The 25,797-nt window shown below is 68.3% G+C and carries 24 protein-coding genes; 12 read left to right on the forward strand and 12 right to left on the reverse strand.

All coding sequences use genetic code 11. The features are described 5' to 3' along the window. Nucleotides 1-115: 115 nt before the first annotated feature. Genes APZ21_RS07890 through APZ21_RS07905 form a run of 4 tightly spaced genes read right to left on the reverse strand, consistent with a single transcriptional unit; the run spans nucleotide 116 to nucleotide 2,653 of the window. Nucleotides 116-928 (reverse strand): SAM-dependent methyltransferase, encoded by an 813-nt coding sequence (locus tag APZ21_RS07890; RefSeq protein ID WP_239476538.1) that lies wholly within the window; start codon nucleotides 926-928, stop codon nucleotides 116-118. Further along, entirely contained in the window at nucleotides 925-1,428 is a 504-nt protein-coding gene (locus APZ21_RS07895; protein WP_054812560.1) for an ester cyclase, read from the reverse strand. The genes APZ21_RS07890 and APZ21_RS07895 overlap by 4 nt, the downstream gene beginning before the upstream one ends. Next, nucleotides 1,425-1,775 (reverse strand): DoxX family protein, encoded by a 351-nt coding sequence (locus APZ21_RS07900; protein WP_054812561.1) that lies wholly within the window; start codon nucleotides 1,773-1,775, stop codon nucleotides 1,425-1,427. The genes APZ21_RS07895 and APZ21_RS07900 overlap by 4 nt, the downstream gene beginning before the upstream one ends. Then, nucleotides 1,772-2,653 (reverse strand): hypothetical protein, encoded by an 882-nt coding sequence (locus tag APZ21_RS07905; protein ID WP_054812562.1) that lies wholly within the window; start codon nucleotides 2,651-2,653, stop codon nucleotides 1,772-1,774. Before APZ21_RS07905 ends, APZ21_RS07900 begins: the two co-directional genes overlap by 4 nt. Nucleotides 2,654-2,742: 89 nt before the next feature. Here APZ21_RS07905 and APZ21_RS07910 point away from each other — a divergent pair, with 89 nt between their 5' ends. From APZ21_RS07910 to APZ21_RS07920, 3 genes are all read left to right on the forward strand, one after another. Continuing rightward, nucleotides 2,743-3,405, forward strand: a complete 663-nt coding sequence (locus tag APZ21_RS07910; RefSeq protein ID WP_054812607.1) for a TetR/AcrR family transcriptional regulator — start codon at nucleotides 2,743-2,745, stop codon at nucleotides 3,403-3,405. Between the two features lie 355 nt (nucleotides 3,406-3,760). Further along, nucleotides 3,761-4,174, forward strand: a complete 414-nt coding sequence (locus APZ21_RS32825; protein WP_082392917.1) for a CD225/dispanin family protein — start codon at nucleotides 3,761-3,763, stop codon at nucleotides 4,172-4,174. Between the two features lie 116 nt (nucleotides 4,175-4,290). Continuing rightward, nucleotides 4,291-4,506, forward strand: a complete 216-nt coding sequence (locus APZ21_RS07920) for a hypothetical protein (RefSeq protein ID WP_054812564.1) — start codon at nucleotides 4,291-4,293, stop codon at nucleotides 4,504-4,506. Here the strand turns inward: APZ21_RS07920 and APZ21_RS07925 are convergent. Next, nucleotides 4,503-5,384, reverse strand: a complete 882-nt coding sequence (locus APZ21_RS07925; RefSeq protein WP_054812565.1) for a TIR domain-containing protein — start codon at nucleotides 5,382-5,384, stop codon at nucleotides 4,503-4,505. The two genes, APZ21_RS07920 and APZ21_RS07925, sit on opposite strands and share 4 nt — an antisense overlap. A 412-nt stretch (nucleotides 5,385-5,796) precedes the next feature. Here APZ21_RS07925 and APZ21_RS07930 point away from each other — a divergent pair, with 412 nt between their 5' ends. Further along, nucleotides 5,797-8,631: a toll/interleukin-1 receptor domain-containing protein gene (locus tag APZ21_RS07930; RefSeq protein ID WP_054812566.1), complete on the forward strand. Its 2,835-nt coding sequence runs from the start codon at nucleotides 5,797-5,799 to the stop codon at nucleotides 8,629-8,631. A gap of 97 nt (nucleotides 8,632-8,728) precedes the next feature. On the opposite strand, the gene APZ21_RS07935 is transcribed toward APZ21_RS07930, so the two are convergent. Both APZ21_RS07935 and APZ21_RS07940 read right to left on the reverse strand, forming a co-directional pair. After that, nucleotides 8,729-10,495, reverse strand: coding sequence for an NAD-binding protein (locus tag APZ21_RS07935; protein WP_054812567.1), 1,767 nt, complete (start codon nucleotides 10,493-10,495; stop codon nucleotides 8,729-8,731). A 559-nt stretch (nucleotides 10,496-11,054) separates the two neighbouring features. After that, nucleotides 11,055-11,966, reverse strand: a complete 912-nt coding sequence (locus tag APZ21_RS07940) for a TIGR03564 family F420-dependent LLM class oxidoreductase (protein WP_054812568.1) — start codon at nucleotides 11,964-11,966, stop codon at nucleotides 11,055-11,057. Between the two features lie 105 nt (nucleotides 11,967-12,071). Between APZ21_RS07940 and APZ21_RS07945 the strand changes: the two genes are divergently transcribed. After that, nucleotides 12,072-12,644 (forward strand): TetR/AcrR family transcriptional regulator, encoded by a 573-nt coding sequence (locus tag APZ21_RS07945; RefSeq protein WP_054812569.1) that lies wholly within the window; start codon nucleotides 12,072-12,074, stop codon nucleotides 12,642-12,644. A gap of 47 nt (nucleotides 12,645-12,691) precedes the next feature. Continuing rightward, entirely contained in the window at nucleotides 12,692-13,891 is a 1,200-nt protein-coding gene (locus tag APZ21_RS07950) for a site-specific integrase (protein WP_054812570.1), read from the forward strand. A gap of 21 nt (nucleotides 13,892-13,912) precedes the next feature. Here APZ21_RS07950 and APZ21_RS07955 read toward each other — a convergent pair whose 3' ends face one another. From APZ21_RS07955 to APZ21_RS07960, 3 genes are read right to left on the reverse strand one after another with little or no spacing between them, the layout of a single operon-like run. Beyond that, nucleotides 13,913-14,767 carry a haloalkane dehalogenase gene (locus tag APZ21_RS07955; RefSeq protein WP_054812571.1) on the reverse strand — a complete coding sequence of 285 codons (855 nt, stop codon included), beginning with the start codon at nucleotides 14,765-14,767 and terminating at the stop codon, nucleotides 13,913-13,915. A 10-nt stretch (nucleotides 14,768-14,777) separates the two neighbouring features. Next, a complete protein-coding gene (locus tag APZ21_RS35970; protein WP_275426187.1) occupies nucleotides 14,778-14,903 on the reverse strand; it encodes a hypothetical protein in 126 nt (41 codons plus the stop codon). Nucleotides 14,904-14,926: 23 nt separating this feature from the next. Beyond that, nucleotides 14,927-15,748, reverse strand: coding sequence for an NAD(P)H-binding protein (locus APZ21_RS07960; RefSeq protein WP_239476539.1), 822 nt, complete (start codon nucleotides 15,746-15,748; stop codon nucleotides 14,927-14,929). Nucleotides 15,749-15,824: 76 nt separating this feature from the next. On the opposite strand from APZ21_RS07960, the gene APZ21_RS07965 reads away from it, so the two are divergent. Together APZ21_RS07965 and APZ21_RS07970 are read left to right on the forward strand one after the other, a co-directional pair. Then, entirely contained in the window at nucleotides 15,825-16,397 is a 573-nt protein-coding gene (locus tag APZ21_RS07965) for a TetR/AcrR family transcriptional regulator (protein WP_054812573.1), read from the forward strand. Between the two features lie 96 nt (nucleotides 16,398-16,493). Beyond that, nucleotides 16,494-17,027 carry a nitroreductase/quinone reductase family protein gene (locus APZ21_RS07970; RefSeq protein WP_156370839.1) on the forward strand — a complete coding sequence of 178 codons (534 nt, stop codon included), beginning with the start codon at nucleotides 16,494-16,496 and terminating at the stop codon, nucleotides 17,025-17,027. A 43-nt stretch (nucleotides 17,028-17,070) separates the two neighbouring features. On the opposite strand, the gene APZ21_RS07975 is transcribed toward APZ21_RS07970, so the two are convergent. Together APZ21_RS07975 and APZ21_RS07980 are read right to left on the reverse strand one after the other, a co-directional pair. Beyond that, nucleotides 17,071-17,691 (reverse strand): hypothetical protein, encoded by a 621-nt coding sequence (locus APZ21_RS07975; protein WP_054812575.1) that lies wholly within the window; start codon nucleotides 17,689-17,691, stop codon nucleotides 17,071-17,073. 226 nt (nucleotides 17,692-17,917) lie between these two features. After that, nucleotides 17,918-19,345 (reverse strand): hypothetical protein, encoded by a 1,428-nt coding sequence (locus tag APZ21_RS07980; RefSeq protein ID WP_054812576.1) that lies wholly within the window; start codon nucleotides 19,343-19,345, stop codon nucleotides 17,918-17,920. 1,229 nt (nucleotides 19,346-20,574) lie between these two features. Between APZ21_RS07980 and APZ21_RS07985 the strand changes: the two genes are divergently transcribed. The 4 genes from APZ21_RS07985 (at nucleotide 20,575) to gndA (ending at nucleotide 25,718) form a co-directional block, all read left to right on the forward strand. Continuing rightward, nucleotides 20,575-21,765, forward strand: a complete 1,191-nt coding sequence (locus APZ21_RS07985; RefSeq protein ID WP_082392928.1) for a glycosyltransferase family 4 protein — start codon at nucleotides 20,575-20,577, stop codon at nucleotides 21,763-21,765. Continuing rightward, entirely contained in the window at nucleotides 21,762-23,906 is a 2,145-nt protein-coding gene (locus APZ21_RS07990; protein ID WP_054812577.1) for an amylo-alpha-1,6-glucosidase, read from the forward strand. Before APZ21_RS07985 ends, APZ21_RS07990 begins: the two co-directional genes overlap by 4 nt. A gap of 63 nt (nucleotides 23,907-23,969) precedes the next feature. After that, nucleotides 23,970-24,146, forward strand: coding sequence for a hypothetical protein (locus tag APZ21_RS35030; RefSeq protein ID WP_169812065.1), 177 nt, complete (start codon nucleotides 23,970-23,972; stop codon nucleotides 24,144-24,146). Between the two features lie 135 nt (nucleotides 24,147-24,281). Beyond that, nucleotides 24,282-25,718 carry an NADP-dependent phosphogluconate dehydrogenase gene (gndA, locus tag APZ21_RS07995; RefSeq protein ID WP_054812578.1) on the forward strand — a complete coding sequence of 479 codons (1,437 nt, stop codon included), beginning with the start codon at nucleotides 24,282-24,284 and terminating at the stop codon, nucleotides 25,716-25,718. Nucleotides 25,719-25,797: the final 79 nt, after the last annotated feature.

Consider the following 25,797-nt stretch of genomic DNA (forward strand, 5'->3'; position numbering starts at 1 on the left):
CGGCGACTTCGGTTGCGAGGCATCGATGACGTCAGGGTCGGCCCTCACCATCCGCGCCGAACTCGGTTTCGGCACTACACCTTCCGCAGCACCACTAACTGCGGTCGCGACGGGATCAGTCCGTGTCGGGGTCGTATGGATCGACACGCAGCAGTGGCCGCGGTTCGTAGGTCACCTGGACTGTGTCGATCGGTGGGTCCAGCGGGCTGGTGTTTCGATGGGCGATGACTCGCACGTAGCCGAGATATCGACCACGATCCTGTTGCAGTGCTTCGATTTCGGTGACGTTGTCCGGCGCGACGGTGTGTTGCCAGTCGAGCCAGCGGCGCCATCCGTCGGGCATGGTGTCGGCGCGGGTGACATCGAGGATTCCGCTGCGCTGCCAGTGGTTTCGCCACCAGTGGGCCGAATGCAGGCAAGCCATGCCGGGTTCCCACCAGTGTCGTAGGTGTTCGGGTACGGGTCGGTCGATTTCGCGGATCAGGCCGGCGCCCGCGATGGCGACGGGGCCGCCGGGGCGGACGAACGATGCCAGGTAGTTGGCGTAGAGGTCGTCGGTGCCGTAGTAGACGAAGGAATCGATGCTGATGATGGCGTCGAAGAACCCGGCCGCGAACGGCAGTGCGCGGGCGTCGGCCCGGATCGGGAACACCGCGTCGGCGACGCCCGCGTCGCGAAAGCGTGCGGCGCGTTCGCCGGGGTCGAACCACAGGTCCGTGGCCCAGACCTGCACTCCGTATTCGCGGTGCAGGAACACCGAGGACGCGCCCCGGCCGCAGCCGAGGTCGAGTACCCGCATGCCGGGTTCCAGTTCCATTGCGCCGGTGAGCCATTCGGTCAGCCACAGGGAGTTCGCGCCGCCGCTGACGCTGCCGCGGATCCAGTCGGGGTGGTAGGCGCCGCTGCGGGGGAACATGTCGCCGGTCACGGTCGGGAGTCCTTTCCGAGGGTGCCGAGTTCGCCGAAGTCGACACTTCGTTCGACTATGCGGTGTCCGGCGATGCGGAATCGGTAGGTGCGGGCGACGGTGAACCGCAGCCCGCTCGCGGGAATGACACGGGTTGGCACGCCGTGGCGGTCGTGCAATGTCAGTGGACCGCGATGACGGCCGCTCATGCCGGCCGCGACGACCACCGTTGGCCCGTTGCCCGCGACCGCGCGGATGGTCCAGTCCAGGTCGCCGAAAGCGCGACGCAACCACTGCGATGTCGCCCAGACCGCATCTGGTCCGGTGGCCTTGCAGACCGCAGGCGCGTAGTCGCCGGGCCTGTTGACCGCGTCGGTGGAGAACAGGGCGGCGAAGTCCTTCGGATCGCCGTGGCCGAGCAGTTTGACCGCCAGCACCGCGAGTAGCTGCGCGCGTGTCGGCCGGACGGGGGTGGTACGTGCCTGGATGCGCGCCGGGTCGGTGGTGAGCGCGGCAGTCACGGGCCGACCCGGATCAGCAGCGCCAAAGCCGTCACTGACAGTGCGAGAAACCCTGTGGGGGCGGCAATCTGGCCGTGCCGGGAACGGATGTGCATCGCGACCGCGGCGGCGAAGTAGGCGACCAGCCCCGCGGCCGCGGTGATGGAGAGCGGCGGCCACAGCAGGCCGATACTCAGGCCGACCGCACCGGCTAGTTTGATCACCCCCAGTGTCGTGAGGTGACGGGTCGGGAACCCGACCGCGGCGACGGTGGCGACGATCGCGGGTTGGCGGGTCAGGGTGGCCACTGCCGAGCCCGTGACCGCGAGGGTCAGCAGACCGGCGACCGCTAGCGTTGCGATATTCATTTCGACTCCTGTAGTGCGTCGGAGGTTTTCGGTGCCGCGAGGAGTGCGGCACCGAGGGCGGCGGGCAACAAGGTGGCCATGAAAGGGATCGTCAGGACGAAGGCGACGGTGGCCGGAACGACATCGGTGCCGCGTGGTAGCGCGACGGCGGCGACCACCGCGATCACGCACGTCGCCCCCAGCCCGCAGGCCGTGCCCGCCAGGAGTGTCCCGGCTCGTCGTGGCACCGCCGAGGCGGTGGTGGCCAGCACTGCCGCGCCCGCGACCCCGGCGAAGGCCGACACGACATAGGCGAGCTGGACCAGATCCAGCCACACCATCGTGTAGCCGACGAAGTCCACGGGCCCGGACAGGCCCCGCAGGTACTGCGCCGCCGACCAGTGCAGGTCCTCGACCGCAAGTTGTTGGGACGACGCGCCGGTGAGCACGATCGCCGTGCGCGCGAGCAGATTCAGCAGAAACCCACCGGTGCCAAGAGTCAAGAGCACGACCGCGGGCACAGCGGCAGACGCGCCCGGCGCCGACCGCAGTTTCCAGGTCAAACCGATCATGGCCACCGCCAGCGCGACCGCGACCACGAACAGCACCGCGGTGTTGATCAGCAGCCCGGTGGGCTCGCGCGCTGTCGGCTCACCTGTATAGCCCGCACCGACGAACAGTCCGGCCGGGACCGCTACCAGCACCACGGCGGGCCACAGCTCGGCCCTGGCCGCCCGACGGATCACGGTGGCCGCCCCCACGAGGTAGGCGGTGGCGAGCACCGCGAAGACGGGCGTCGTCACCGCGCTGATCTCGGCGTTGAGCAACGCGAGCAGCACACCGGCCGGCCACGGCGCCACCAGCGCCCAACCGTTCGGCCGCTGGACACGATCCGTCATCTCGACTCCATTTCACAGTACGACTTGTCTGGTGAAAGACTGCGCTTTCGCTGGACAAGTTGTCAAGCGAATATGGAAGGATGGCGGGTATGAGCAAGCGCAAGTACCACCAGGGCGCCCGCGCCGAGGCGGCAGAACAGACGCGGCGCCGCATCCTCGACGCGGTGGCCGACCAGTTGCGCCAGGCGCCGACCCAGCCGGTGAGCCTGGACAAAGTCGCGCGGTCGGCCGAAGTGTCACGCTCGACGATCTATGCCGATTTCGGTTCGCGGGCAGGTCTTTTCGACGCGTTCGTCGCCGACTTGTCCGCACGGACCGGCATGTCGGAACTGTCCGCGGCGGTGACCGCCGACGATGCCCGCGAGCACCTACGGGATGCCATCGCCGCGGCGAGCCGGATGAAAGCCCGCGATCTCGAGATCTACCGAGTCCTGCACGCGATGGACCGGCTCGATCCCTCCTCGGCGGCGGAAGCGGTACGAGCCATGGAGGACGATCGGCGCGGCGGCGTCGCCCATCTGGCCCGGCGCCTACACGCCGGCGGGCTGCTCCGTGACGACGTCTCGGTGGAGTGGGCCACCGACGTGCTGTGGACCCTGACCAGCTTCGAGAGTCTCGATCTCCTGCTCACCGGACGCGGCCTGACCGTCGAGCAGGCCGTCGAGCGGTTGACGACCACCGCCGAACGCACCCTGTGCCGGCCGGTCGGACCGATAGGTATCAAGGATCCGGCAACGGTCCCCGTACCGTGAATGGCGGCCCGGAAAATCACTGAGACTTTTCCAAGATTCCGATCCGGCCGCCTCCCCTGCCGGGCTTCTGGAATTCCTCCAAGTTATCGGGAACACGTACTTCGGATGTTCCGGTCGAGCACGCCCGTCGACATGTTGTTCATGTCGACACACTCCTTTGAAGTGGGTTACCGCAGCGCGGCCGATTGTCCATCTCCGACTCACCCGGGCCCGTGCCCGCCGTCAGCGAAACGCCCGCGAGCTACGCCGTATCGGCCTGTTCTTCCGTTAACGTTGGCGCGGGCCGCATCGGAAAGGCGCCGATGTGAGACGCCGACCGCAAGGGAAATGGCGCACTGGAACGGGAGGAGTACATATGTCCGTACCCAGCAATCCTGGAAACGAGGATCCGGAGGATCGCGCACCGAAGTATCCACCGCCGCAGTATCCGCCGCTACCCCCGCAGTCGCAGTACCCACCGCCGCGGCCGAACTATCAACCGCCGGGACCTCAGCAGCCGCAATACGGACCGCCCGCCGGTTCCGCCAGCGCTTACTGGCCCCTGTCGATAATTTCGTTTCTGATGTCATGCATCATCGGCGCCATCGCCTTGTTTTTTTCCTACCAGGTCGGGGAGAAAAATAGAGTCGGCGATACGGAGGGGGCGGCCAGGGCGTCTCGGATGGCGTTGATCTTCGGAATCGCCGGAATAGTGCTCGGTCTGCTTGGACTCATCGTCGTCTTCGGTTCGGGCGAGGGGCAGGCGGTCACTCGAGTTTTTACTCGATAACCTCGAGTCCGGCAACGTCACCGCAGAGTTCATGGACCGGTTGACCAAGAATGCTGCCGACCAGCCACTGCCCGGGTGGCACCCCTGGGCCGAACTCCCTTACACCAGGACTCGCGATGGGGCCTTCCGGATATCCACTCCCGACGCCGCTGGTAGCGCTCGCGGTGGTTCCGGCCGTGGTCGCGGGTTTCGGCGTGTGGGCGTGGCAGGACGACACCTCGATCCTCGCCCAGATGACCGGCCGCTCCCGCGGGCATCGCGCACTGGCGTCGATGATGATCTCGTCGGTGATATGGCAGGTCAGGGGCTATTTCACGACTAGCCGAGGCTAGGGGTCGATGGATTCGACGCCGCCGTCTGCCACATGGTCCGACCAGTCGCGCTCGAACCAGCGCCATTCGTGTCCACCCGATGGATCGGGATACCAACCCGGCGGCGGGACCTCCCTGTGCTGCGTCGGATTGCGTTCTGTATCAGCGCGTTTCGACCGTTGTTCGGTTCGCGAGGGCGTCGAGTCCTGTCCGCGCAAGGGCGCGACCACGGGCTTCGTCGGCGGTGGCGAATCGGCCGATGCCAGCAGGTCGGCAAGCCTGCGATCCACATCGACATACAGGTCCCTTCGCTTCCTGAACTTCTCCAGCACATAGTGCCCGCCCTGGCGCTCCTCGGCATCGGCCGCAAGCAGCGCCGGCTCCAATTGGACGAGCACCTGGCGCTGCTGCTCATGGGACAATTCGTCGGGCTGATCGACCTGTTCGACCAGTTCGGACAAGTACGACAGCGGGGCCGGTGGCGGCTCGGGTAGCGGATCGGGCAGCGGCGGTGCGGCCCGAAGGCTTCCCAGGGCGCCGGCCAGCGCGAGCGCCGCCGTTTTCTCCGAAGTGGAGTAGTCGATGATCTGCCACAGCGCCAGCGTGCGCGGAAGCGCGTCGGGCAGGCGCCCTACCGACAGCGGCAACACAGGTTTGTCCAGCGCCATCGCCCACTCCAGTTCGCGCTTGCATGCCACCGAACTCAATGTCTCCTCGGACACGACCGCCACGAAAACGTCGGAGTGTGCGATGCGCTGTAGGATTTCGCCCCACCAGGTCTGCCCGCCGCGCAGCGAGGAATCGACCCATGCCTGATAACCCAACACGTCGAGGTCCCGGACCAGCGCTTCGACATCCGGTCTGTTCTCGCGCGCGTAGGAGATGAACAGTTGTCGCATACGGGCCTCCCGCACGAATGAATTGCCCCCTCCACCTATCATGCGCCACTGTTCAGAAAAGCTGGGATGCCGCCGATATCCAGGGTGTCGGCGGCATGTTGAAGACCGGCTCGGCGTGGCAACCCGCCCCGACCGTCGGCATCGCAGCGCCGATACCGTTTCAGCCGGTCGAATCCCAATCAGTGGCGAATAGCATGCCCGCCACAGCATTATCGACATGAGACGACGGTCCTGGTCGACGGGGCAGCTGAGCGCGGCAGAGGGCGCAGGCAGCAGGCAAATGCAGAAGATCGACGCAGGGAATGGGTAGGTTATGTGACCGGTCCCGGTCCTGGATGTCCGAGGGGGAGCCGCCCGTGGAAGTAGCCGATGACGAAATGAGCTAGCCGTCCACGACCAGTGAGGTGAGCACATGAGCGAGGCCGACGCGAAGGTTCCGGATTCACAACAGAAGAAACCGAAACAGGATGGATCTTTCGCCTACGACGCGTTCATTTCCTACACCCACCACGACGGGGCCGTTGCGAGCGGAATTCAGAAAGGCATGCACCAAATCGGCAGGCCATTGGGCAGGCTGAACGCGCTGCGAGTGTTCCGGGACGCCACCGACCTGTCTGCCAGCCCGGATCTGTGGGGCAATGTGGCCGGCGCGTTGGACCGCTCCCGGTATCTGATCGTGGTGCTGTCCCCCGATTCCGCTGCGTCGCATTGGGTGGACAAAGAGGTCGGTCACTGGCTCGAGCAGCGCGGTCCGGATCAGTTGATGCTGGTGGTGACCGGTGGGCGGTTGGTGTGGGACGAGACCGGGGGGAGGTTCGATCCCGACCGCTCCACCGTCGCGCTGCCGGTACTGACCGTACCGGGAGCACTGCCCGCCGAACCGCGCTACATCGACGTCACCGATGACGCACCCTGGGATCCGCGAACCCCATTGTTCCGGGACAAGGTCACCGATCTGGCCGCCCCGATCCACGGCAAGACCAAATACGAACTGGCCAGCGACGACGTGCGCGAGCTACGTCGCTTCCGTCGGCTGCGCAACGCCGCCATCGTCGGGTTGGCGGTGCTGACCGTCCTCGCGCTGGCCTCAGCCGTCCTCGCGTTCGAGAAACAACGAGAGGCAGTGGCGCAGAAACAGAACGCTGTGCGGGAACGTGATCAGAAGATAGTCCAGCTTCTGGTATCCGAGGCCGGGGAAATGCTGGCGGGTCGTCAGAGCGGTGGCGATATCCGCGCCTTGCAGCAAATCCTCGCCGCACCGATGATCGGGGCGAAACCGAATGATGGCCCGATGCTCGATGCCGTCGCTGCCCGGCACCTGACACTCGAGATCATCGAGGCGGCTACCGAGGTAACCAGTGTGGCGTTCAGTCCGGACGGAAAGCGCATCGTCTCCGGCGGCCGCGACAAGACGGTGCGGGTGTGGGACACGGCCACCGGCCGGCCCGTCGGTGCCCCGCTCTTCGGACATTCGGAACCGGTGACGAGCGTGGCGTTCAGCCCGGACGGAAAACGCATCATTTCCGGCAGCTCGGACCACACCGTGCGGGTGTGGGACGCGGCCACCGGCCAGCTCATCGGACAACCCCTCACCGACGATGTGGACGAGGTGTACAGCGTGGCGTTCAGCCCGGATGGGCGGCGCATTGTCTCCGGCAGCTGGGATCACACCGTGCGGGTGTGGGACGCGGACACCGGCCAACCCATCGGCCAACCCCTCAAAGGCCACAAGGATTCGGTGATGGGTGTGGCGTTCAGCCTGGACGGGCGGCGCATCGTCTCCGGTGGCCAAGACGACATGGTGCGACTGTGGGACGCCGACACCGGCCGTCCCGTCGGCCAGCCCCTCAAAGGCCACGAGGGTTGGGTGATGGGTGTGGCGTTCAGCCCGGATGGGCGGCGCATCGTCTCCGGCAGCGACGACAAGACAGTGCGGATATGGGACGCAGACACCGGCCAACCCGTCGGCCAACCCCTCAAAGGCCATGAGGACCTGGTGGCGAGTGTGGCGTTCAGCCCGGACGGGGGACGCATCGTCTCCGGCAGCTGGGACCGCACGGTACGGGTGTGGGACGCCGACACCGGCCAACCGATCGGTGCACCGCTCGCCGGACATTCCAAACCGGTAGCGAGTGTGGCGTTCAGCCCGGATGGGCGGCGCATCGTCTCCGGCAGCGAGGACAAGACAGTGCGGATATGGGACGCGGACACCGGCCAAGCCGTCGGCCAGTCCCTCCTCCACCCAAATGGGGTGGAGGGTGTGGCGCTCAGCCCGGATGGGCGGCGCATCGTCTCCGGCGGCCGAGACGACATGGTGCGACTGTGGGACGCCGACACCGGCCACCCCGTCGGCCAGCCCCTCATCGGCCACACAAGAACGGTAACGAGTGTGGCGTTCAGCCCGGACGGGGGACGCATCGTCTCCGGCAGTCGCGATCACACCGTGCGGGTGTGGGACGCCGACACCGGCGAACCCATCGGTGCACCGCTCGCCGGACACTCCGAACCGGTGGCGAGTGTGGCGTTCAGCCCGGACGGGCGGCGCATCGTCTCCGGTGGCCAAGACGACATGGTGCGACTATGGGACGCCGACACCGGCCGTCCCATCGGTCAGCCCCTCACCGGCCACACAGCCGAAGTGACGAGTGTGGCGTTCAGTCCGGATGGGCGGCGCATCGTCTCCGGCAGCGAGGACAAGACGTTGCGGATATGGGACGCAGACACCGGCCAGCTCGTCGGACAACCCCTCACCGACGATGTGGACGAGGTGTACAGCGTGGCGTTCAGCCCGGATGGGCGGCGCATCGTCTCCGGCAGCGAGGACAAGACGTTGCGGATATGGGACGCGGACACCGGCCAACCCGTCGGCCAACCTCTCACCGGCCACACCCTTGCGGTGTACAGCGTGGCCTTCAGCCCGGACGGGCGGCGCATCATTTCCGGCGGCGACGACAAGACGCTACGACTGTGGGACGCCGACACCGGTCAGCCCATCGGCGCACCCCTCACCGGCCACACCCTTGCGGTGAACAGCGTGGCCTTCAGTCCGGACGGGCGGCACATCATCTCCGGCAGCAGAGACCACACCGTAAGGCTGTGGCCCGGGCCCCAACTGTGGCGGGACATTCTATGCGCGAAACTCCCGCATAACATGAGCCACCAACAGTGGCGCGACTGGGTATCACCCGATATCGGCTACAAGGCGGTGTGCCCCGGCCTGCCGATCCCGCCCGATGGCGCGCGGTAACGACCCACCCGATCACCGGTCTCGGCTACATCCACGAACAGCAGATGCCACGGGTCGGGCGAAATTCCCGCGATGGCGCGAGCAATCGACTGTGTGATCAGGTTTTGGGTAATCGAATGACCTGTAGCCCGGCCGCGGCCAGGAAGACCGGGATATCGCGTACGAAGATGCGGTCGTATTCGGCGATGTCGGGTGGCAGGTCGGCGAAGGGCACCAAATAGGGGGTCGTTTTCCGCTGCGGGTCTTTGGGGCCGGGCCGCCAGCCCTCCGCCAGGCGCTCATCGATCCACCGGTCGTGCTCGGCCACGGCCAGCCTTTCGAGCTCGGCATCGCTGAAGGTGAAATCGGCGGCCGCCCAGTCCCGCAACGGCGCGATCGCGCAGCCGATGTCGGCCAGCTTGACCGCGATGTCGCGGGCTTGCGCGCAGCTGGACTGCTTGCGTGATTCGTCCAACTCGTCCCAGGAGGGGGCGGGCTTCCCGGCGGCCAGCTGCGCGTCGCGCCACCGGCGATGGATCGCCACCGCGATCGCGTGAAACGATCCGCTCTGCAACAGTTCGGTGGTGCAGGTGCGCTGCAGCGTCGGGAACACGTCCAGTCTCATCGGCGCGTTGCCGGTGTTCACTTCTTCGATCAACCGGCTCACCCCTTGCCTGCGCGACAGCACCACCACGACCGGCACCGTCGGATCGATTTCGTGGCGCAGCATCAGGGCGGCTTCCAGCGCGTCCTCGTCGCAGTAGGCCGTCACGTAACAGCGGGTCAGCGGCGGCGCACCGTCTTGCGCGTAGCGCGCCGCCAGATCCCGCACATCCGACACCGACGGCGCGGCGCAGATGAACCGGCACACCTGCGCCAGGGCCGGATACTGCCCGACCAGCGAACCGAGGCGCTGCTCGGCGTGGGCGTCGAGCAGCGTGACCCACAACGGGGTGATCGCGGGGTTCAGACCGCGCTTTCGGCACCGGTCATGCCAGTCGCGTGCCGCATGGACCAGCAGCCACCCGCCGGTGGCATCCAGAACACTGATCAGCAAATGCGGGCGGTGCGGCCCGACCTCGTCGATGGGGAAGTCATCGAGCAACAGCCGCGCACCCACCTCGTCGAGGTTGAAGAAGTCCAGCGGTGCGGAGGCGTCCGCCAGGTTGGCCTCCTGAACCCGCAACATCCCGCACAGCTGCGGGTCACCGATGCGGGCCAGGCATCTCAGCTCGCCGCCGGGCCGCCCCGATGCGGCACGCCTCGCGACAGCGACGATCTCGGTGTTCACCGCGTCGTTGGGGGAAACCGCCAACAGCCGATCGGCCCGGCGCACACCTGCCGCGCGCAGGTTGCGGTTCAGCTGCGCGTCGCCCACGATCACCGGGATGCGTAACCGGCGGCACAGCTCGATGTGCGGATTGGTCCGATCCGACTCGATGACCACCGCCGCGACGTGGGCCTTCTGGAGATGGCGCAGGAACTCGGCGCCGACATAGCCGACACCGCACACCACGACATGGCCGTGCATCAGCGGAATGCGCATCTGCAGCACCCGATCCCGGAACAGCGCCGCCAGCGCGCTCAGCCCGGCGAAACTGGCCACCACCGGTGCCAGGAAACGGGCCACGTCCAGCGTCGGCGGCAGCCGGGTCGCGTCCGGGGCGGTGAAGAAGAACAGCTTGAGACTGTGGAACACGACATCCGTCGGAGTCGGATCGGCCAAGTGCTCGACGAATCCGACGCAGCCCAGCCCGAACGCGACCACCGCGGCGAACGCCAGTATGTACCACCGGAAATCGATCAGAACACGCGTTACCGATCGCGCGAACCGCGCGGGAGCACCCGGGCCGACCGGTCGAGTCGTGTGTGCGGTCGTTGTCATGTGGACCTCACCTCGAGTCCGTGGCGGGGCCGCGTTCGACGCCGAGGATGTCGGCGATCCGCTGGACGCCGTGACGGCCTGTGTCGTAGCGGGCGCGGTCCGAGCCCTCGCGCGTGTCGGGGGCGTGCCGAACTCGGTGCGGCTTTCGTCGGTGCCGGTGTCGACGCCTCCACGACCGTGTCCGCGCTCGGCCGTGCTTTCCACCGGAACATGGGCCGGCTCATCGGGACCGGAATGCGGTTTCGGTCGCATCGCCATCGTCGAGCTCCCTTGTTCCTCCGGTTTTCCGACCCTGCCGCTCCGCGCTCGATCCCTCGGCTATGAGATCCACCTTCCGCTTCGCCGGCCGGCATATACAGGGCCTTTCGACCCCGGACCAGCGGCAGACGAAGTCATCGGACGCCGGCGCGGTTACCGACATCGGCGAGTTCCCGTAAGCGGCGCCAATCCGGGGCGACCGGCGTGTACGTTCACGAACCCATCGGCGCACTGACGGGCAGCGCGCATTCCTCGACAACGCCGCCCGGCCTCTCGGTTCGGCATCGCCGACCTCTCGGGTTCAGCGTGCCAGCTCGGCGAGCAGGTCGAGGGTGCGGCCCTGTTCGTCGACGGTGCCGTAAGGCGCGGCCATGAATTCGGTGACGCCGGCGTCGCGGAATCGGGACAGTGACCGCGCCACTTCGATTTCGTTGCCGACGATCGCGACGTCCTGCGGTCCGGCCGCGCCCTCCCGGTCGAGGGTGGCGCGGTATTCGGGCACCTGGGCGGCGAGCGCGTACTGGTCGGCGATCCGGGCGCGGGCGTCGTCGGGGGCGTCGGTGACGCAGACGGGCAGGCCGGCGACGACTCGCGGCGCGTGCCGTCCGGCGTCGGCGGCCGCCGCGGTGAGAGCCGGAACAATATGCTCGCCAAGGGTTTTCGGTCCCGTCATCCAGGTGACGGCGCCGTCGGCGAGTTCTCCCGCCAACCGCACCATCCGAGGACCCATCGCCGCGACGAGCACCGGTGGCGCCGATACACCCGCGGGAACCATGACCGACCCCACGGCGGTGAGTGTCGGCCCGTGGTGGTCGACGCTGTCCCCGCGCAGCAGCGGACACAGCACCGTCAGATACTCGCGCATGCGCTGCACGGGCCGATCGGAGGGCAATCCGAACATTCCCGAGACCATCGCACCGATACCCGTGCCCACACCCAGCGTCAACCGTCCCGCCACCGCGGCCTGCACCGTCAGCGCCTGTGCGGCCAGCACCATCGGGTGCCGCTGGGGAACGGGAACCACGGCCGTAGCCACCGCGATGTCGGCGACAGCCGCACCGGCCACCGCCATCGCGGTCAGCGCGTCCCAGCCCAGGGCCTGAGCCGACCACGCCGTGGCCATTCCGGCGTCGGCTGCCGTTCGCACCTGGTCGATGACCGTGTCCAAGGTGGCGGGACCGCGTACGTCACCGACCGCTACGCCAATGTGCATTCTTCGTCTCCTCACGTCCCCACTCAATAATTGGAGGGGTAACCCCATTTATCGTCGGCTACGATATGGGGTGCCCACCCCAATTAGCAAGAAGGTGTCGGACCGATGGGAGAGAACTCCGGCTCGCCGGATCGGCGGCGGGCCGATGCGCGACGTAACCGCGACAAGCTCGTGGCCGCGGCGAGTGCGGTGATCGCCGAGGCGGGCGCCGAGGCGTCACTGGAGGAGATCGCCCGCCGCGCCGGAGTCGGATCGGCCACCCTGCATCGGCATTTCCCCCGCCGCGCGGAACTGCTGGAAGCGGTGCTGCGTGATCGCGTGCGGGCATTGTGCGCACGGGCGCAGGAACTGCTGACAGCGCCGAGCGCGGGGGCCGCCTTGATGGCCTGGCTGCGCGAAGTGGTGGCGCACGCGGCAACCTCGCGAGGACTCGGACCCGCACTGACGGGATACGAATCCGATCCGGCATTCTCACCGCACGCCATGATCCGCAGTGCCGCACAGCAACTCCTCGTCCGCGCCCAGGACGAAGGTTCGGTCGATTCGAGCGTGACCGTCGAGGACGTCCTACAACTCGCCAATGGCATATCCCTGGCCGCCGAATCGCCAGCCGACCCGGCGCGACGCGCCGACACCCTGATGGCCCTCGTCGCTCACGGGCTTCTTCGTCGTGCGTGAGGGCCTAGGGTGAATGCGACCGGTCGAGTGGGTGGGAAGGTGCGGCGGTGAGCGAGCGGGAAGCGGTAGTGGCGGTGCCGGAGTCGGTGCGCAACGAATTGCGGCGCGGGGTGCGCAGTGTGCTGGTGGACGCGGCGGCGTTGCGGTTGGTGCGCGAGCGTTTCGATGACGAGCAGGCGGGGTCGCTGCGGCGGTATCTCGAGGCCTCCCAGTCGGCGAACACGTTGCGCGCGTACCGGACCGACTGGATCGCTTGGGCGGGGTGGTGCGCGTCCGAAGGACGTTGTGCGCTGCCCGCGGACGCGCTGGATGTCGCGGTGTATCTGGCGGCGGCCGCCGATGCGCGCCGCGACAACGGTGCATGGGCGTTCAGCGCGGCGACGCTGGAACGCAAGTCGGCGGCCATCGCCGCGGTGCACGCCGCCAACGGACTCGCGTCGCCGACCCGTTCCGATGTCGTTCGCCTGACCCTGCGCGGCATTCGCCGCACTCGCCGCACCCCGCCGACCCGCAAGCACCCGATCCTGCTGCACACCCTCGACCAACTGTTGGCGGGGCTGCCCGATCCGGGCTGGCCCACCGAGCCGGCGCGCCGACGCGACGCTCTGGCCCTGCTGGTGGGTTTCGCGGGTGCGCTGCGACGCAGCGAACTCGCGGGGCTACGCGTCGATGACGTCCGGGTCACCGTCGACCACGCCACGGGCGAACCGGTCCTGCTGATCCACCTGCCGACCACCAAGACCGACCCCACCGGCGCGGCCGAACAACGCGTCGCCCTCCCCCGCGGCCGCCGTCCCCGCACCTGTCCGATCTGCATGTTCGCCGACTGGATTCGCCTGCTGGAAGTGCACACCGCCCACGGCACCGCGGGTGTGCGCGTGTGGTCGTGTCAGTCGCCGAATCCCGATCCCGACATACACCGCTGTCACGGTTTCACCGGCACGGTCCTCACCGACGGACCACTGTTGCCCACCATCGATCGGCACGGCACCATCGGTTCCGCCCCCATGTCGGGCCGCGCGGTGGCCGAGTTGGTCAAACGCTACGCGGCCCGCGCTGGTCTGGACCCCGCCCTGTTCTCCGGTCACTCCCTGCGCGCGGGTTTCGCGACCCAGGCCGCGCTCGGCGGGGCCGCCGATCGCGAGATCATGCGCCAGGGTCGCTGGTCCAATCCGCGTACCGTTCACGGCTATATCCGTACCGCGAACCCTCTGGAGGACAACGCGGTCACCAAACTGGGTCTCTGAAACCGATGCGGACACGGCGCCTCAGCGGAGACCGTTGCGGTCGAGCCAGTCGGAGATGGCGGAGGCGAGCAGGTCCGGCTGGTCCTCGGGCGTGTGGTGGCCCGCGACCTCGTCGTACCGCTGGATGTCGAGGGCGGAGATGGTTCTCGCGCACCAGTCGATGACCGCGGGCTCGGTCATCGTTCCGTACGCCGGTGTGAAGGTCACCATGAGCTTCGGCACGTCCGGGCTGGAGGCCAGCCACTCGTCGTACGCCTCGGCGCGCGCGACGACGTCGCTCGGTGTCCCATCCAGCGGCATGGAACGTGCCCAGCGCAGCAGCGGAATCCGGCTGTCGCGCGTCGGGTACGGGCGCCGGTAGACCGCGAGGTCGGCGGGCTCGAGTCGGTCCGAGATCGCACGTAGCCCGTCCCGGACGAACGATTCGTCCAGGAAGAGGGACTCACCGGCGCCGTCGGTCCGTATGGCGCGCCACAGGTCTCGACCGGCCTCGGGAAACTCCTCCCAGCTCATCGGTTTGACTATGGCCTCGGTGAACGCGACCCCGCGTACCCGGTCCGGGTGACGGGCCGCCCAGTCGAACGCGAGCGCGCCGCCCCAGTCGTGGCCGACGAGCACCACGCGGTCCAAGCTCATCGCGTCGAACCAGGCATCCAGGTACCGCGCGTGGTCGGCGAAGGTGTAGTCGATCGGCGGCTTGCCCGAGTCCCCCATGCCGATCAGGTCCGGGGCGAGCGACCGGCCGGGGCCGACGACGGGCAGGATGTTGCGCCACAGGTACGACGAGGTCGGGTTGCCGTGCAGGAACACGATCGGCGCGCCGGTGCCGATTTCGCGGTGGTGCATGGTCGAGTCGAGTACGTGGGTGTCGGGCACGGATGTCCTTTCAGAGGTTGAGGGTGAGGACGCGGTCGAGTGTCGGGACGCGGGCCGTGCTCGTCGCGTCGTCCCAGGTGAACCGCACCGGTGCGACGTGCCGTCGGAGCGGATCGTGGTGAGGGTCGCGATCCACGGCTCGGCCAGGAACGGTGGGATTCATCGGAAGGCGGCGACAGTGCGGGCGGCCCAGTCGGCGAAGGTGCGCGGGGCACGGCCGAGGACATGGGCCACGTCGGGGCTGATGCGTCGTTCGGTCGGCAACGGGTCGCCGAGGATGGCGAGAGTGCCGTCGACGACCGGTTCGGGCATGTATGCCGACATCTGGGCCCGCGCCTCGTCACGGGTCTGTTCGACGTAGCGCACCGGGACGCCGAGCGCGGCGCCGATGGCCGCGGCCCGCTCACGCGGGGTCACCGGCTCCGGGCCGGTGAGTTCGTATGTCCGGCCGAGATGTCCGTCTTCGCGCAGTGCCACCGCGGCGACCGCCGCGACGTCGGCCGGGTCGACGTTCGGTAGCCCGACGCCGCCGAACGGTGCGGCGGCGGTGCGGTCGGCGCGGATGGAATCGATCCACGCGAACGCGTTGGAGTCGAGACCGCCGGAGCGCAGGATCGTCCACTCCAGCCCGCTGTCGCGCACCGCGGCCTCGAACATCGCCGCGTGCCTGTATGCCGCCGGTCGGGTGCCGACGCCCTGGGACGACATCAGCACGACCCGCCGGACTCCCATCTCCTCGGCGATGCCGAGGATCGCATCCGGGTCGTCGCCGGCGACGATCAGGAACAGCGCGTCGACTCCTTCGAAATGGTCCCGCAGGCCGTCGGGGTCACCGAGATCGGCCGCTCGGTGTGTCACGCCGTTCGGCAGTGGCCCGGGTCGGCGCGACACCGCGACCACCTCCTCGCCGGCAGCCGTGAGGATACGGACCAGCTCGCCACCGACGTTTCCGGTCGCGCCCGTTACCGCGATCACTGTCACTCCTCGAATTTAGTTAGTTGACTGACTTATTCATGGACGTTAGCCGGGTCACGCCGCCTTGTCTAGACTTAGTCAGGTGGCTCACTCAACTGCGCGAGAACCGGGCAAGCGCGAGCGGCTCGCCACCGCCGCGGCTACCGTCCTGCATGAGCAAGGGGTCGAGAAGACGACGCTCGCCGACATCGCGCGCGCGGCCGACGTGCCCGTCGGAAACGTCTACTACTACTTCAAAACCAAGGACGAGCTGGTCGAGGCCGCCATAGGTACCCACGGCGACGCACTGCGCGCATGGCTCGCCCAGCTCGACGAGCTGCCCACCCCACGCCAGAGGCTCGACGCCCTCGTCCGCGGCTGGGTCGATCAGCGTGATCTCGCCGCGCGGTACGGGTGCCCCACCGGCACGCTGGCCTCGGAACTGGACAAGCGCGGCGACGGCCTCGACCAGAAGCTGGCCGAGCACATGCGCGGCCTCGTCGACTGGGCCGAACGGCAGTTCCTGGAGATGGGACACCGGCACGACGCGCGCGAGCTTGCCGTCGCGCTGGTCGCGGCCTACCAGGGGATCTCGGTGCTGACCAACACATTCCGCGAGCCCGAGCTGATGGCCACCGAGGGCCGCCGCCTGCAACGCTGGATCGCCTCCCTCTGACCCGCCCGGTCATGGTGACGCGAGGTGCCCTACGGGCCCTGGCCGCGGGTCGTTCTTCCCTGGTGCGGGCATCCTCGGGACCCGGAGGATGGGGCTGTGTCGAGTGGACGGATCTGGCGTGTTCTGACCGCGATGGTGAGCGAATTCGGCGCTACCCGCCTCGGGGTGCTCATTATCGGCGCGATCGTCTCACCGGCGCAGAAACGTCTGTACCGGTGCACCGGCGGGCGCGTGAACTTCGCGGGCCGGTCTCCGATTCTGCTGTTGACGACGGTCGGGCGCCGCACCGGGAAGAGGCGGACGGTGCCGCTGTTCTATGTGCGTGATGGGGATTGCCTGGTCGTATGCAATGTCGATCCCGGTTTCGAGCGGACCAATCCCTGGACGCTCAACCTGCGGGCGCAACCGCACGCGCAGGTCCAGGTCGGACGGGACCGGTTCGATGTCACCGCGCGCGGCGCGTCCACGCCGGAACTCGAGCGGTACTGGCCCGAACTGGTGCGGATCTGGCCCGCGTACGAGAAGTTCCACGACCGCGGCGGCGCGCGAACGGTCTTCGTCCTCCAACCGTCGCCCGCCGCACCGGAAGTCCGCGGACATGACCACCCGCCATCGGGACCGAGGCCGTGAATCCGCCGACACCGACACGCGAAGGCATTCCCGAATATGCGGATCAAACGCGGTGGGGCCCGGTTTCACCGAGACCGACCCGAATGGCGACACCGGAGTGCGCTCCCGACGCGAGTTCGAACTTCCACAACCGGCTCTCGGGCGCGCCGTCGCCGGTCGGTCCCAGCTGGATCACTCCGCAGTCGTCGCCCTCGGAACAGGTCAGGACCTCATCGGGTGCGCCACCGGTGTCGGACCGGCGAATCATGAAGACATCGCTGCCGAATCCACTGGCCGGAATCACGTCCCACATGGTGATCCGGTCGGTCCAGACGGCTCGGCCATCGGCGGCATAGTCGAGGTATTCGATGATCCTCTGATCGAGAAATGTGTATCTGCCGCGGACCGGTCGCAAGCGTATCGACTGCGCCGGATCGTCGGCATCGGGTTCGCATATCGCCGCCTTCGACGTCGGGTCCACGGTGAGGACCCGGTCGAGGTGGGCGAACGGGCGGATCGTGTAGAGACCGGTGGCGGGCTGGGCGCGGGCGGGCGAGACCGCGCCGACACCGATCAGTAGTACCGTGGCGAGCGTCGAGATCGCCGCGGCGCCGCATCGCCGCAGTCGGACCCCGATCGGGACGGACGGCGGCGCCGATATGCGCGTACGGGGGATCGCGGGCATCGGTATGAAACCTCTCAGCGCACTGGCTCGCACGACCCGCCTCTCTCGATGAGTGGATGTCATCGAGTGTTCGACGGGAACCGCACCTCGGATGGGTATCGGCCGAAAGCGCGCCGGCGCATCCGGTGCCGCCGGGCGACGGCGCTTGCCAGGTCCGGCTGGATCGTCCGTGGCGGGAACCGACTCCCCCGCGCCCGTCATCGCCCGGTACGGGCCGCTCGCGTCCTCAGTTCGGGGCGACGGCGTTGTCGAGGGTGGAGTGGATTCGGTTGCGGACGGTTTCGGCGCGGCCGCGCAGGATCCCGGCGGACTCCTCGTCACCGAGTACGGTCGCGAGGTCGGCGAGCAGGTCGTCGGCCGGGCCGAAAACGGCGAGGCCGGTGTCGAATCCGAGGATGGTGCCCGAATACGGCAGCAGCGCGTCGAACAGTTCGGCCGCGGCTTCGATATCGCGCAGGGCGATGGCGGCGTGGGCGCGGAAGCCGGTCATGATCGACCAGAAATAGTGCCGGGAGACGTCGGCGTGGCGCTGGAACAGCCGCCGCGCCTCGGTGCGATCGCCGCTACGCAGTAGTGCCACGACATACGGTTGGGCGACGCGGTCGGGTTCGGTGGCGTAGACGGCGGCCAGTCGGCCGCGCAGTCCGGCGAATTCGCCGCGCGCCCAGGCGAGTGCGCAGTCGCCGATGATCGCGATCGACCGATCCGGCGCGACACCGGATTCGACCATGCGGTCGGCGAATTCGCGGTAGTCGCGTTCGGCGGCGTCGGTGTCGCCGCGCAGCAGTTCGACCACCGCTCCGAAGGCGACAAGGGTGTCGAGTTGGGTGCGCAGCGTGCCGCCCCGGGCGAGCGCGAGCGCGCGGTCGGCGTGGTGGGCGGCGGCGGGCAGGTCGGTGTCACGGCAGGCGGCGCGGAAATGCAGGTAGTGGGCGAGGGCACGGTAGTGCTCGGCGCCGAGCGACTCGGCCACGCGGGTGAGTTCTTCGGCGACGGCCCGCCAGCCGGTGAGCATGGCCGGTCCGGTGAGGGTCACGGCGACGGCGTTGAGTGCGGCGCAGATCAGTTCCGGTTCGCCGACGGAATATGCGAGGTCGAGCGCTTCGCATGCGCGACGGTAGCGCAGGGCGACCGCGGCGCCGCCGCCGGATTCGAAAACGGTCGCGATGAGCAGCCGGGCGCGCGGGACGGCCGGATAGGTGCGGGCGAGGGCGGCCTCGAGGTGATCGCGCACGCGGGTCGAGCGGGGACCGCCGCCGAGATCGGACCAGATCAGCGGCGCGCGTAGGCAGGTGAGGGCGCGCAGGAGCAGATCGGGGTCCTCGCCCGCGAGGTCGATGGCTCGGTCGCGGACAGCGCGTCCGGTGGCGTCGTGGGCGCAGACACCGGCCAGCTCGCACAGTGCCTCGAACATGGCGGCGCGGTCCACCGCCGCCGCGGCGGGATCGGCGTGTCCGGCGAGCTCGTGCAATTCGACCGCGGTGAACCACAATTGGGCGCGGCGTTGCGGGTCGGTGGAATCACGTGCGGCGGTCACCACGGGGGCGAGTGCGCGTGCGGCGGTGCGGCGGTGGGCGATGCGTCCGGGTGCTCGGACCAGCACGCGCGCGCCGCCGGTGTGGTCGACCGCACTCGCTTCGTCGAGGGATCTCATTGTGCTCCTGGATGTTCTGTCGTGGAGGGCTCGGGGTGCCCGCGTCGTCGCGGACCACCGGGGTCGGTCGGGCGCCATGTCCGGTGCGACCGATCTCGAGCTGCGGAAATATCGGCGCGTCAATATCTTTCGGCACGCCGGGAGAACGCCGACCGCGCCCGGAATTCCGGGCGCGGTTCGGCCACATGATTACACGTCCACGGCCTCGATATACATACTCTGTCGGGTGTATGTCCCGGACCGTACGGGGATATTCCGCGACAAGCGGCCCGCGGAAGTCGCGGAGAAGTCGAATCATATTGTCGCCGAAGATCGGTGGAAGCCGGATGCCGGAGACTTGATTCAGAACTCGGTCGACCGGAAGCGGGTCGGGTCGGCGGGGTTCCCGAATTTCCTCGGCACCGTCGCGGCGGTCCTGTCGTCGATATGCCGTGCGGGTCCGATCGAAATCCGCCGGAGTGTTTCTCTCGCTCGTTCCGTCATGGGATTTCTTGTTTCTCGCGATCGCGCACGGTCTGCGCGTGGACGACCGTGTGGCAGCACCGGCAGCGATCGGCGACCACGCGCTGTCGCCGCGACCCCGGGGACAGACCGCTAACAGCAAATTTCTCGCGTTCATCGGGGGACGTGCGCCGGGGCGTCATCCGGTGATGTCGCGGCGCACACCCCCGCGGGGGACAGTCGGCGACCGCACCGCTGTCACCTACCAGTCCCGAGACGTCACCACTTGCGCGCACCGACCGGTCCGTCGACCGAAAGACCACCGGCGGGACACGCCTGTCCGAGAAGCCGGTTTCCGCACCGGATTTCCGACACGCCCGAGCGCGTGTCAACCGACAGCTATCGGCAGTGAAGGCCGCTCGGCCGTCGCGCCACCGTTGCGCGTCCTGTGCGCGCAGTTCGCCCGCACACGGGCCGAGTCGGGTCTCGGCGCGGAAAAATTCGTGACGACAACACGCCGAAATACGATCACATTTCGATGACAACGCGCCCATAACCGGGTGCCGCGTTCGAGTCGCAGCAAATTTCGCGACGCTGTGTCTGGTTTCGGACATTCGTTTGGAGGTACGTTTTTCACGGCCCCCCTGATCACATTGGAGCGATCAGGCCAACCAAGCCCTATGGACGGCGGTGCAGGCTCGGTCTTCACCTCCGCCGAGGCGGCCACCACGTTCGGCGCCCAGCGCACCGAGTGCTGGGTGGATGTGTTGACGGTTGGAAGGAAGGTCATGAGCGCTGGTCTATCCACGCCGTTCTCGGCGCATATCGCCTCTTCGGATTTGCTGTCGATCGATCATGTCGGCGAACGCTTCCGCATCGCGATGGTCGTCCCCCCGTATTTCGACGTACCGCCGAAGGCGTACGGCGGGGTAGAGGCCGTGGTGGCGGATCTGGTCGACGCCCTCGTCGTTCGCGGCCACGATGTCAGTCTCATCGGGGCGGGCGAACCGGGCACCTCGGCCAACTTCGTTCCCGTGTGGGATCGCGCGCTGCCGGAACGACTCGGCGAACCCTTCCCCGAGGTCGTGCACGCGCTGAAGGTGCGCAAGGCGGTCGAACACCTCGCCGCCACTTCCGGTATCGACCTGGTGCACGATCACACCTTCGCCGGACCGCTCAACGCCCCGGCGTACTCCGGGCTCGGACTGCCGACGGTGCTGACCGTGCACGGCCCGGTCCAGGACGACTGCTACACCTATTACCGCGAATTGGGGGCCGAGGTCTCGCTCGTCGCCATCAGCGACCGCCAGCGCGAACTGGCCCCGGACTTGAATTGGCATGGGCGCGTGCACAACGCGCTGCGGGTGGACAGCTTCCCGTATCAGGTGGACAAGGACGACTACGCGCTGTTCCTCGGCCGGTTCAACGAGGACAAAGCGCCGCATCTGGCCCTGGAAGCCGCGCACGCCGCTAAGATTCCTCTCGTACTGGCGGGCAAGTGCAGCGAGGCACCGGAGAAGGCGTACTTCGAGGAGAAGGTGCGACCGCTGCTCACCTCGGACGACTACGTGTTCGGGCTCGCCGACGCGACGGCCAAGCGCAAACTGCTGGCCGGTGCACGGTGTCTGCTGTTCCCGATCCGCTGGGAGGAACCGTTCGGCATGGTGATGATCGAAGCGATGGTCTGCGGCACACCGGTTGTCGCGCTACGCGGCGGCGCGGTGTCGGAAGTGGTCGTCGACGGTGTGACCGGGCGCATCTGCGAGGACCCGGCCGAACTGCCCGCCGCGATCGAGCAGGTCCGCGCCATGGACCCGGCCGCGTGCCGCGCGCACGTGGAGGCCAATTTCGGCGCCGACACCCTCGGCCGCGGCTACGAGCAGGTCTATTCCCGACTGCTGCGCGGCCACAACCGCACTCGCACCGCACGCATGGACGAGACGGTGCCGATTCGAACCGTGGCGAGCGAGCCCGTATGAGTGTCGACGCCGGGAGCCCACCCGACCCCGCGCCGCTCAATTCCGGTGAGCCGACCGCGCTCGGCGGCTGCGGAGGTTCGGTGACCCTCGTCGACGGCGGCACCTTCTGCCTGTCGGACCGGCTCGGCGATGTCGAGCCGGGGCGTCCACACGGACTGTTCTTCCGCGACGCGCGCGTGCTGTCGCGGTGGGAATTGCTCGTGGACGGCAAACCCGCTGAGTCGCTGTCGGTGCTGTCGCCGGAGGCCTTCGCCGCACGCTTCGTGCTGCGCAGGCCCCCGCAGTCCGGCCGCGCCGACTCGACCCTGCTGGTGCTGCGCGAACGGCTCGTCGCCGACGGCATGCACGAGCGGATCACCTTGGAGAACATGGGCCGCGAACCCACCGCGGTCGCCCTCGAACTGCACGTCGAGGCCGATTTCGTGGATCTGTTCGCGGTCAAGGAAGGGCGCGCGGGTCACATGCGCGCCGATATCACCGTCGCCGAGGCCGAGTTGCTGCTGCACGACCGCACCGACCGCATGCGCGCCATCTCGATCACCGCGAGCGTGGAGCCGACGGTACTGCCGGGCAGTCTGCACTGGCGAGTGGTGGTGCCGCCGAACGGGCGCTGGCACACCGAGATCATCGCCCACCCCACGGTCGGCAACCAGCACCCGCCCATCACCCACACCCCCGGTGAACACCACCATCAGCACAGCGCGCCGTGCCGCAAGATCGCGGCCTGGCGCGACACCGCCACCAAGATCACCGCGACCGACACCGTCCTGACCCGGATACTGCGGCGGTCCGAAAGCGACCTGGGCGCCTTGCAGATCCACGACGAGTCCGGCGAGGGCCGTCCGTTCGTGGCCGCGGGCGCGCCGTGGTTCATGACCCTGTTCGGCCGCGACAGCCTGCTGACCGCGTGGATGACGCTGCCGCTCGAGGTCGATCTCGCCCTCGGCACCCTCCAGCAGTTGGCCGAACTCCAAGGCCGCGACGTCGATCCGCTCACCGAAGAGGAACCCGGCCGCATCATGCACGAGATGCGGCGCGGACCGGCCAGCGGTCAGGTCCTCGGTGGCGACACCTACTACGGAACCGTCGACGCCACACCGCTTTTCCTCATGCTGCTGGCCGAATCCCACCGCTGGGGCGCGGATACGGACTCGGTTCGGGCACTGCTGCCCGCCGCCGACGCCGCGATCTACTGGATGACCGAATTCGGCGACAGCGACGGCGACGGGTTCATCGAATACCAACGCGCCACCGACCGCGGTCTGATCAACCAGGGCTGGAAGGACAGCTTCGACGGAATCAACGACGCGGCAGGACATCTCGCGGAGGCGCCGATCGCGCTGTGCGAGGTGCAGGGCTACGCCTACGCGGCGTTCCTGGCCCGCGCGCGTCTGGCCGACGCCTTCGACGACACCCGCACCGCGGCGCTCATGCGCGAACGCGCCGAGGAGTTGCGCGGCAAGTTCACCGAGCAGTTCTGGCTGCCCGACCGCGGCTGGTTCGCCGTCGCCCTCGACGCGAGCAAACGTCCCGTCGACGCGCTCACCAGCAATGCCGCGCACTGCCTGTGGACGGGCATCGTCACCGACGAGCACGCCGCCCAACTGATCGACCGCCTCGCGGGCGACACGATGAACACCGGTTTCGGGATGCGCACCCTGGCTACCTCCATGGGCGCCTACAACCCGATGAGCTACCACTGCGGATCGGTATGGCCGCACGACACCGCCATCGCCGTCGCCGGACTGCTGCGCTACCGCCACATCCCCGGCGCGGTCGAACTGGCCGGGCGGCTGACAGCCGGACTGCTCGACGCGGCCGCCGCGTTCGGCGGGCGGCTGCCCGAACTGTTCTGCGGATTCGCCCGCGACCAGTTCTCGGTGCCGGTCCCGTATCCGACATCCTGTTCACCGCAGGCGTGGGCCAGCGCCGCACCGCTGCTGCTGGTCCGCTCATTCCTCGGACTCGACCCCGACGTGCCCGCGCGCACACTCACCGTCCGGCCGCTGGTGCCGCGCGGTTGGGGTCGCATCCGACTCGAAGACCTGCGCCTCGGCGCGGTGACCGTCGACCTCGAGGCCGAAGGCGACCAGGTCACCACGGCGCGCGTGCCGGACGAGTGGAAACTCGTGACCCGATGAAACCCGGTGCGTGACATCCTCGTCCATGACACACCCCACCGGATACGGAACGGGAGGTGCACGATGCAGACATCGCTGGACACCAGGGACCTGTGGAACTCGCGACACCGCGACTGCCACGCCGATCCCACCGATCTGGATCTCGACCTGGCCCGATTCCTGTGCAGCACGCACGCCGGACACGGCCCCGACTGCCGCCAGTACCTGGCCGCGGCCGCCTATCGCACCCTGCATACCTGAACGCCCGCACGGCCCGTCGACGGGCCGCGGGGCGGCGCGGTGTCCGGCCCCGCTGCCGGAGGTAGTAGAAAGATAGGGGTCGGGCCGCCCGTTCGCGCGGCACGCCCCTACACCGTCGACGAAGGAAGCTGATTGATGGCAGCGCGCGCACAGATCGGGGTCACCGGCCTCGCGGTCATGGGCAGCAATATCGCCCGAAACTTCGCCAAGCACGGCTACACCGTCGCCCTGCACAACCGCAGCATCGCCAAGACCGACGCACTGCTGGCCGAACACGGCGGCGACGGCGACTTCGTGCGCACCGAGACCGTCGAGGAGTTCGTTGCGGCGCTCGAGAAACCGCGCCGGGTGCTCGTCATGGTCAAAGCGGGCGATGCCACCGACGCCGTCATCGAGGAACTCGCCGCCGTGATGGAACAAGGCGACATCATCATCGACGGCGGCAACGCCCTCTACACCGACACCATCCGCCGCGAAGCCGCCATGAAGGCACGCGGACTGAACTTCGTCGGAGCGGGCATCTCCGGCGGCGAGGAGGGCGCGCTCAACGGCCCCTCGATCATGCCCGGCGGCCCCGCCGAATCCTACGAGTCGCTCGGCCCGCTGCTGGAATCGATCGCCGCGCAGGTCGACGGCACCCCCTGCTGCACCCACATCGGGCCCGACGGGTCGGGGCACTTCGTGAAGATGGTGCACAACGGCATCGAATACGCCGACATGCAGCTCATCGGCGAGGCGTACCACCTGTTCCGCGACGCGCTCGGATTCGACGCCGAGCAGATCGCCGACGTGTTCACCCAGTGGAACACCGGCGACCTGGAAAGCTACCTGGTCGAGATCACCGCCGAGGTCCTCCGGCAGATCGACGCCAAGACCGGCGAACCGCTGGTCGATGTGATCGTCGATGCCGCCGAACAGAAGGGCACCGGCCGCTGGACCGTGAAATCCGCGCTCGACCTGGGCGTTCCGGTCACCGGTATCGCCGAGGCCGTCTTCGCGCGCGCCCTGTCGGGATCGCGGGCCCAGCGCAGCGCCGCCCGCGGCCTGGCCTCGGGCACGCTCGCGGCCGAGCCAACCGATGTCGCGCAGTTCACCGAGGACATCCGCCAGGCGCTCTACGCGTCCAAGGTGGTCGCCTACGCGCAGGGTTTCGACCAGATCGCCGCGGGCAGCGCCGAATACGGCTGGAACCTGCACCCCGGTGATCTGGCCACCATCTGGCGCGGCGGCTGCATCATCCGCGCCCGCTTCCTCAACCGCATCAAGGAAGCCTACGAGCAGGATCCGCGGCTGCCGAGCCTGATCCTTGCCCCTTACTTCCGCGAGGCCGTCGAAACCGCCATCGACAGCTGGCGACGTGTCGTGATCACCGCGACCGGCCTCGGAATTCCGGTGCCCGCGTTCGCCTCGTCGCTGTCCTACTACGACGCATTGCGCGCCGAGCGGCTCCCGGCGGCACTGACCCAGGCCCAGCGCGACTACTTCGGCGCGCACACCTATGAACGCGTGGACGCCGACGGTAAGTACCACACATTGTGGAGCGGTGACCGAAGCGAGGTCTCCGCCGGCTGAACCGGCCGGGCCGTTCGATTCGCACGCGGCGTCGGGCGGCCCGTCTCGCATTCGTCGCCGGTCCCGGACCGCGCGAATC

It is taken from the genome of Nocardia arizonensis (genome assembly GCF_001310275.1).
In the GTDB taxonomy this organism is placed as follows: Bacteria; Actinomycetota; Actinomycetes; order Mycobacteriales; family Mycobacteriaceae; genus Nocardia; species Nocardia arizonensis.

What these genes read in the sequence shown, in the direction of transcription:
- APZ21_RS07935 (WP_054812567.1), bottom strand. Translation starts at nt 10,495, where the DNA reads ATGACAACGACCGCACACACGACTCGACCGGTCGGCCCGGGTGCTCCC.
- APZ21_RS35030 (WP_169812065.1), top strand. Translation starts at nt 23,970, where the DNA reads ATGCAGACATCGCTGGACACCAGGGACCTGTGGAACTCGCGACACCGC.
- APZ21_RS07985 (WP_082392928.1), top strand. Translation starts at nt 20,575, where the DNA reads ATGAGCGCTGGTCTATCCACGCCGTTCTCGGCGCATATCGCCTCTTCG.
- APZ21_RS07925 (WP_054812565.1), bottom strand. Translation starts at nt 5,384, where the DNA reads ATGCGACAACTGTTCATCTCCTACGCGCGCGAGAACAGACCGGATGTC.
- APZ21_RS07910 (WP_054812607.1), top strand. Translation starts at nt 2,743, where the DNA reads ATGAGCAAGCGCAAGTACCACCAGGGCGCCCGCGCCGAGGCGGCAGAA.
- APZ21_RS07940 (WP_054812568.1), bottom strand. Translation starts at nt 11,966, where the DNA reads ATGCACATTGGCGTAGCGGTCGGTGACGTACGCGGTCCCGCCACCTTG.
- APZ21_RS07905 (WP_054812562.1), bottom strand. Translation starts at nt 2,653, where the DNA reads ATGACGGATCGTGTCCAGCGGCCGAACGGTTGGGCGCTGGTGGCGCCG.
- APZ21_RS07980 (WP_054812576.1), bottom strand. Translation starts at nt 19,345, where the DNA reads ATGAGATCCCTCGACGAAGCGAGTGCGGTCGACCACACCGGCGGCGCG.
- gndA (WP_054812578.1), top strand. Translation starts at nt 24,282, where the DNA reads ATGGCAGCGCGCGCACAGATCGGGGTCACCGGCCTCGCGGTCATGGGC.
- APZ21_RS07900 (WP_054812561.1), bottom strand. Translation starts at nt 1,775, where the DNA reads ATGAATATCGCAACGCTAGCGGTCGCCGGTCTGCTGACCCTCGCGGTC.
- APZ21_RS07930 (WP_054812566.1), top strand. Translation starts at nt 5,797, where the DNA reads ATGAGCGAGGCCGACGCGAAGGTTCCGGATTCACAACAGAAGAAACCG.
- APZ21_RS32825 (WP_082392917.1), top strand. Translation starts at nt 3,761, where the DNA reads ATGTCCGTACCCAGCAATCCTGGAAACGAGGATCCGGAGGATCGCGCA.
- APZ21_RS07920 (WP_054812564.1), top strand. Translation starts at nt 4,291, where the DNA reads ATGGGGCCTTCCGGATATCCACTCCCGACGCCGCTGGTAGCGCTCGCG.
- APZ21_RS07975 (WP_054812575.1), bottom strand. Translation starts at nt 17,691, where the DNA reads ATGCCCGCGATCCCCCGTACGCGCATATCGGCGCCGCCGTCCGTCCCG.
- APZ21_RS07990 (WP_054812577.1), top strand. Translation starts at nt 21,762, where the DNA reads ATGAGTGTCGACGCCGGGAGCCCACCCGACCCCGCGCCGCTCAATTCC.
- APZ21_RS07945 (WP_054812569.1), top strand. Translation starts at nt 12,072, where the DNA reads ATGGGAGAGAACTCCGGCTCGCCGGATCGGCGGCGGGCCGATGCGCGA.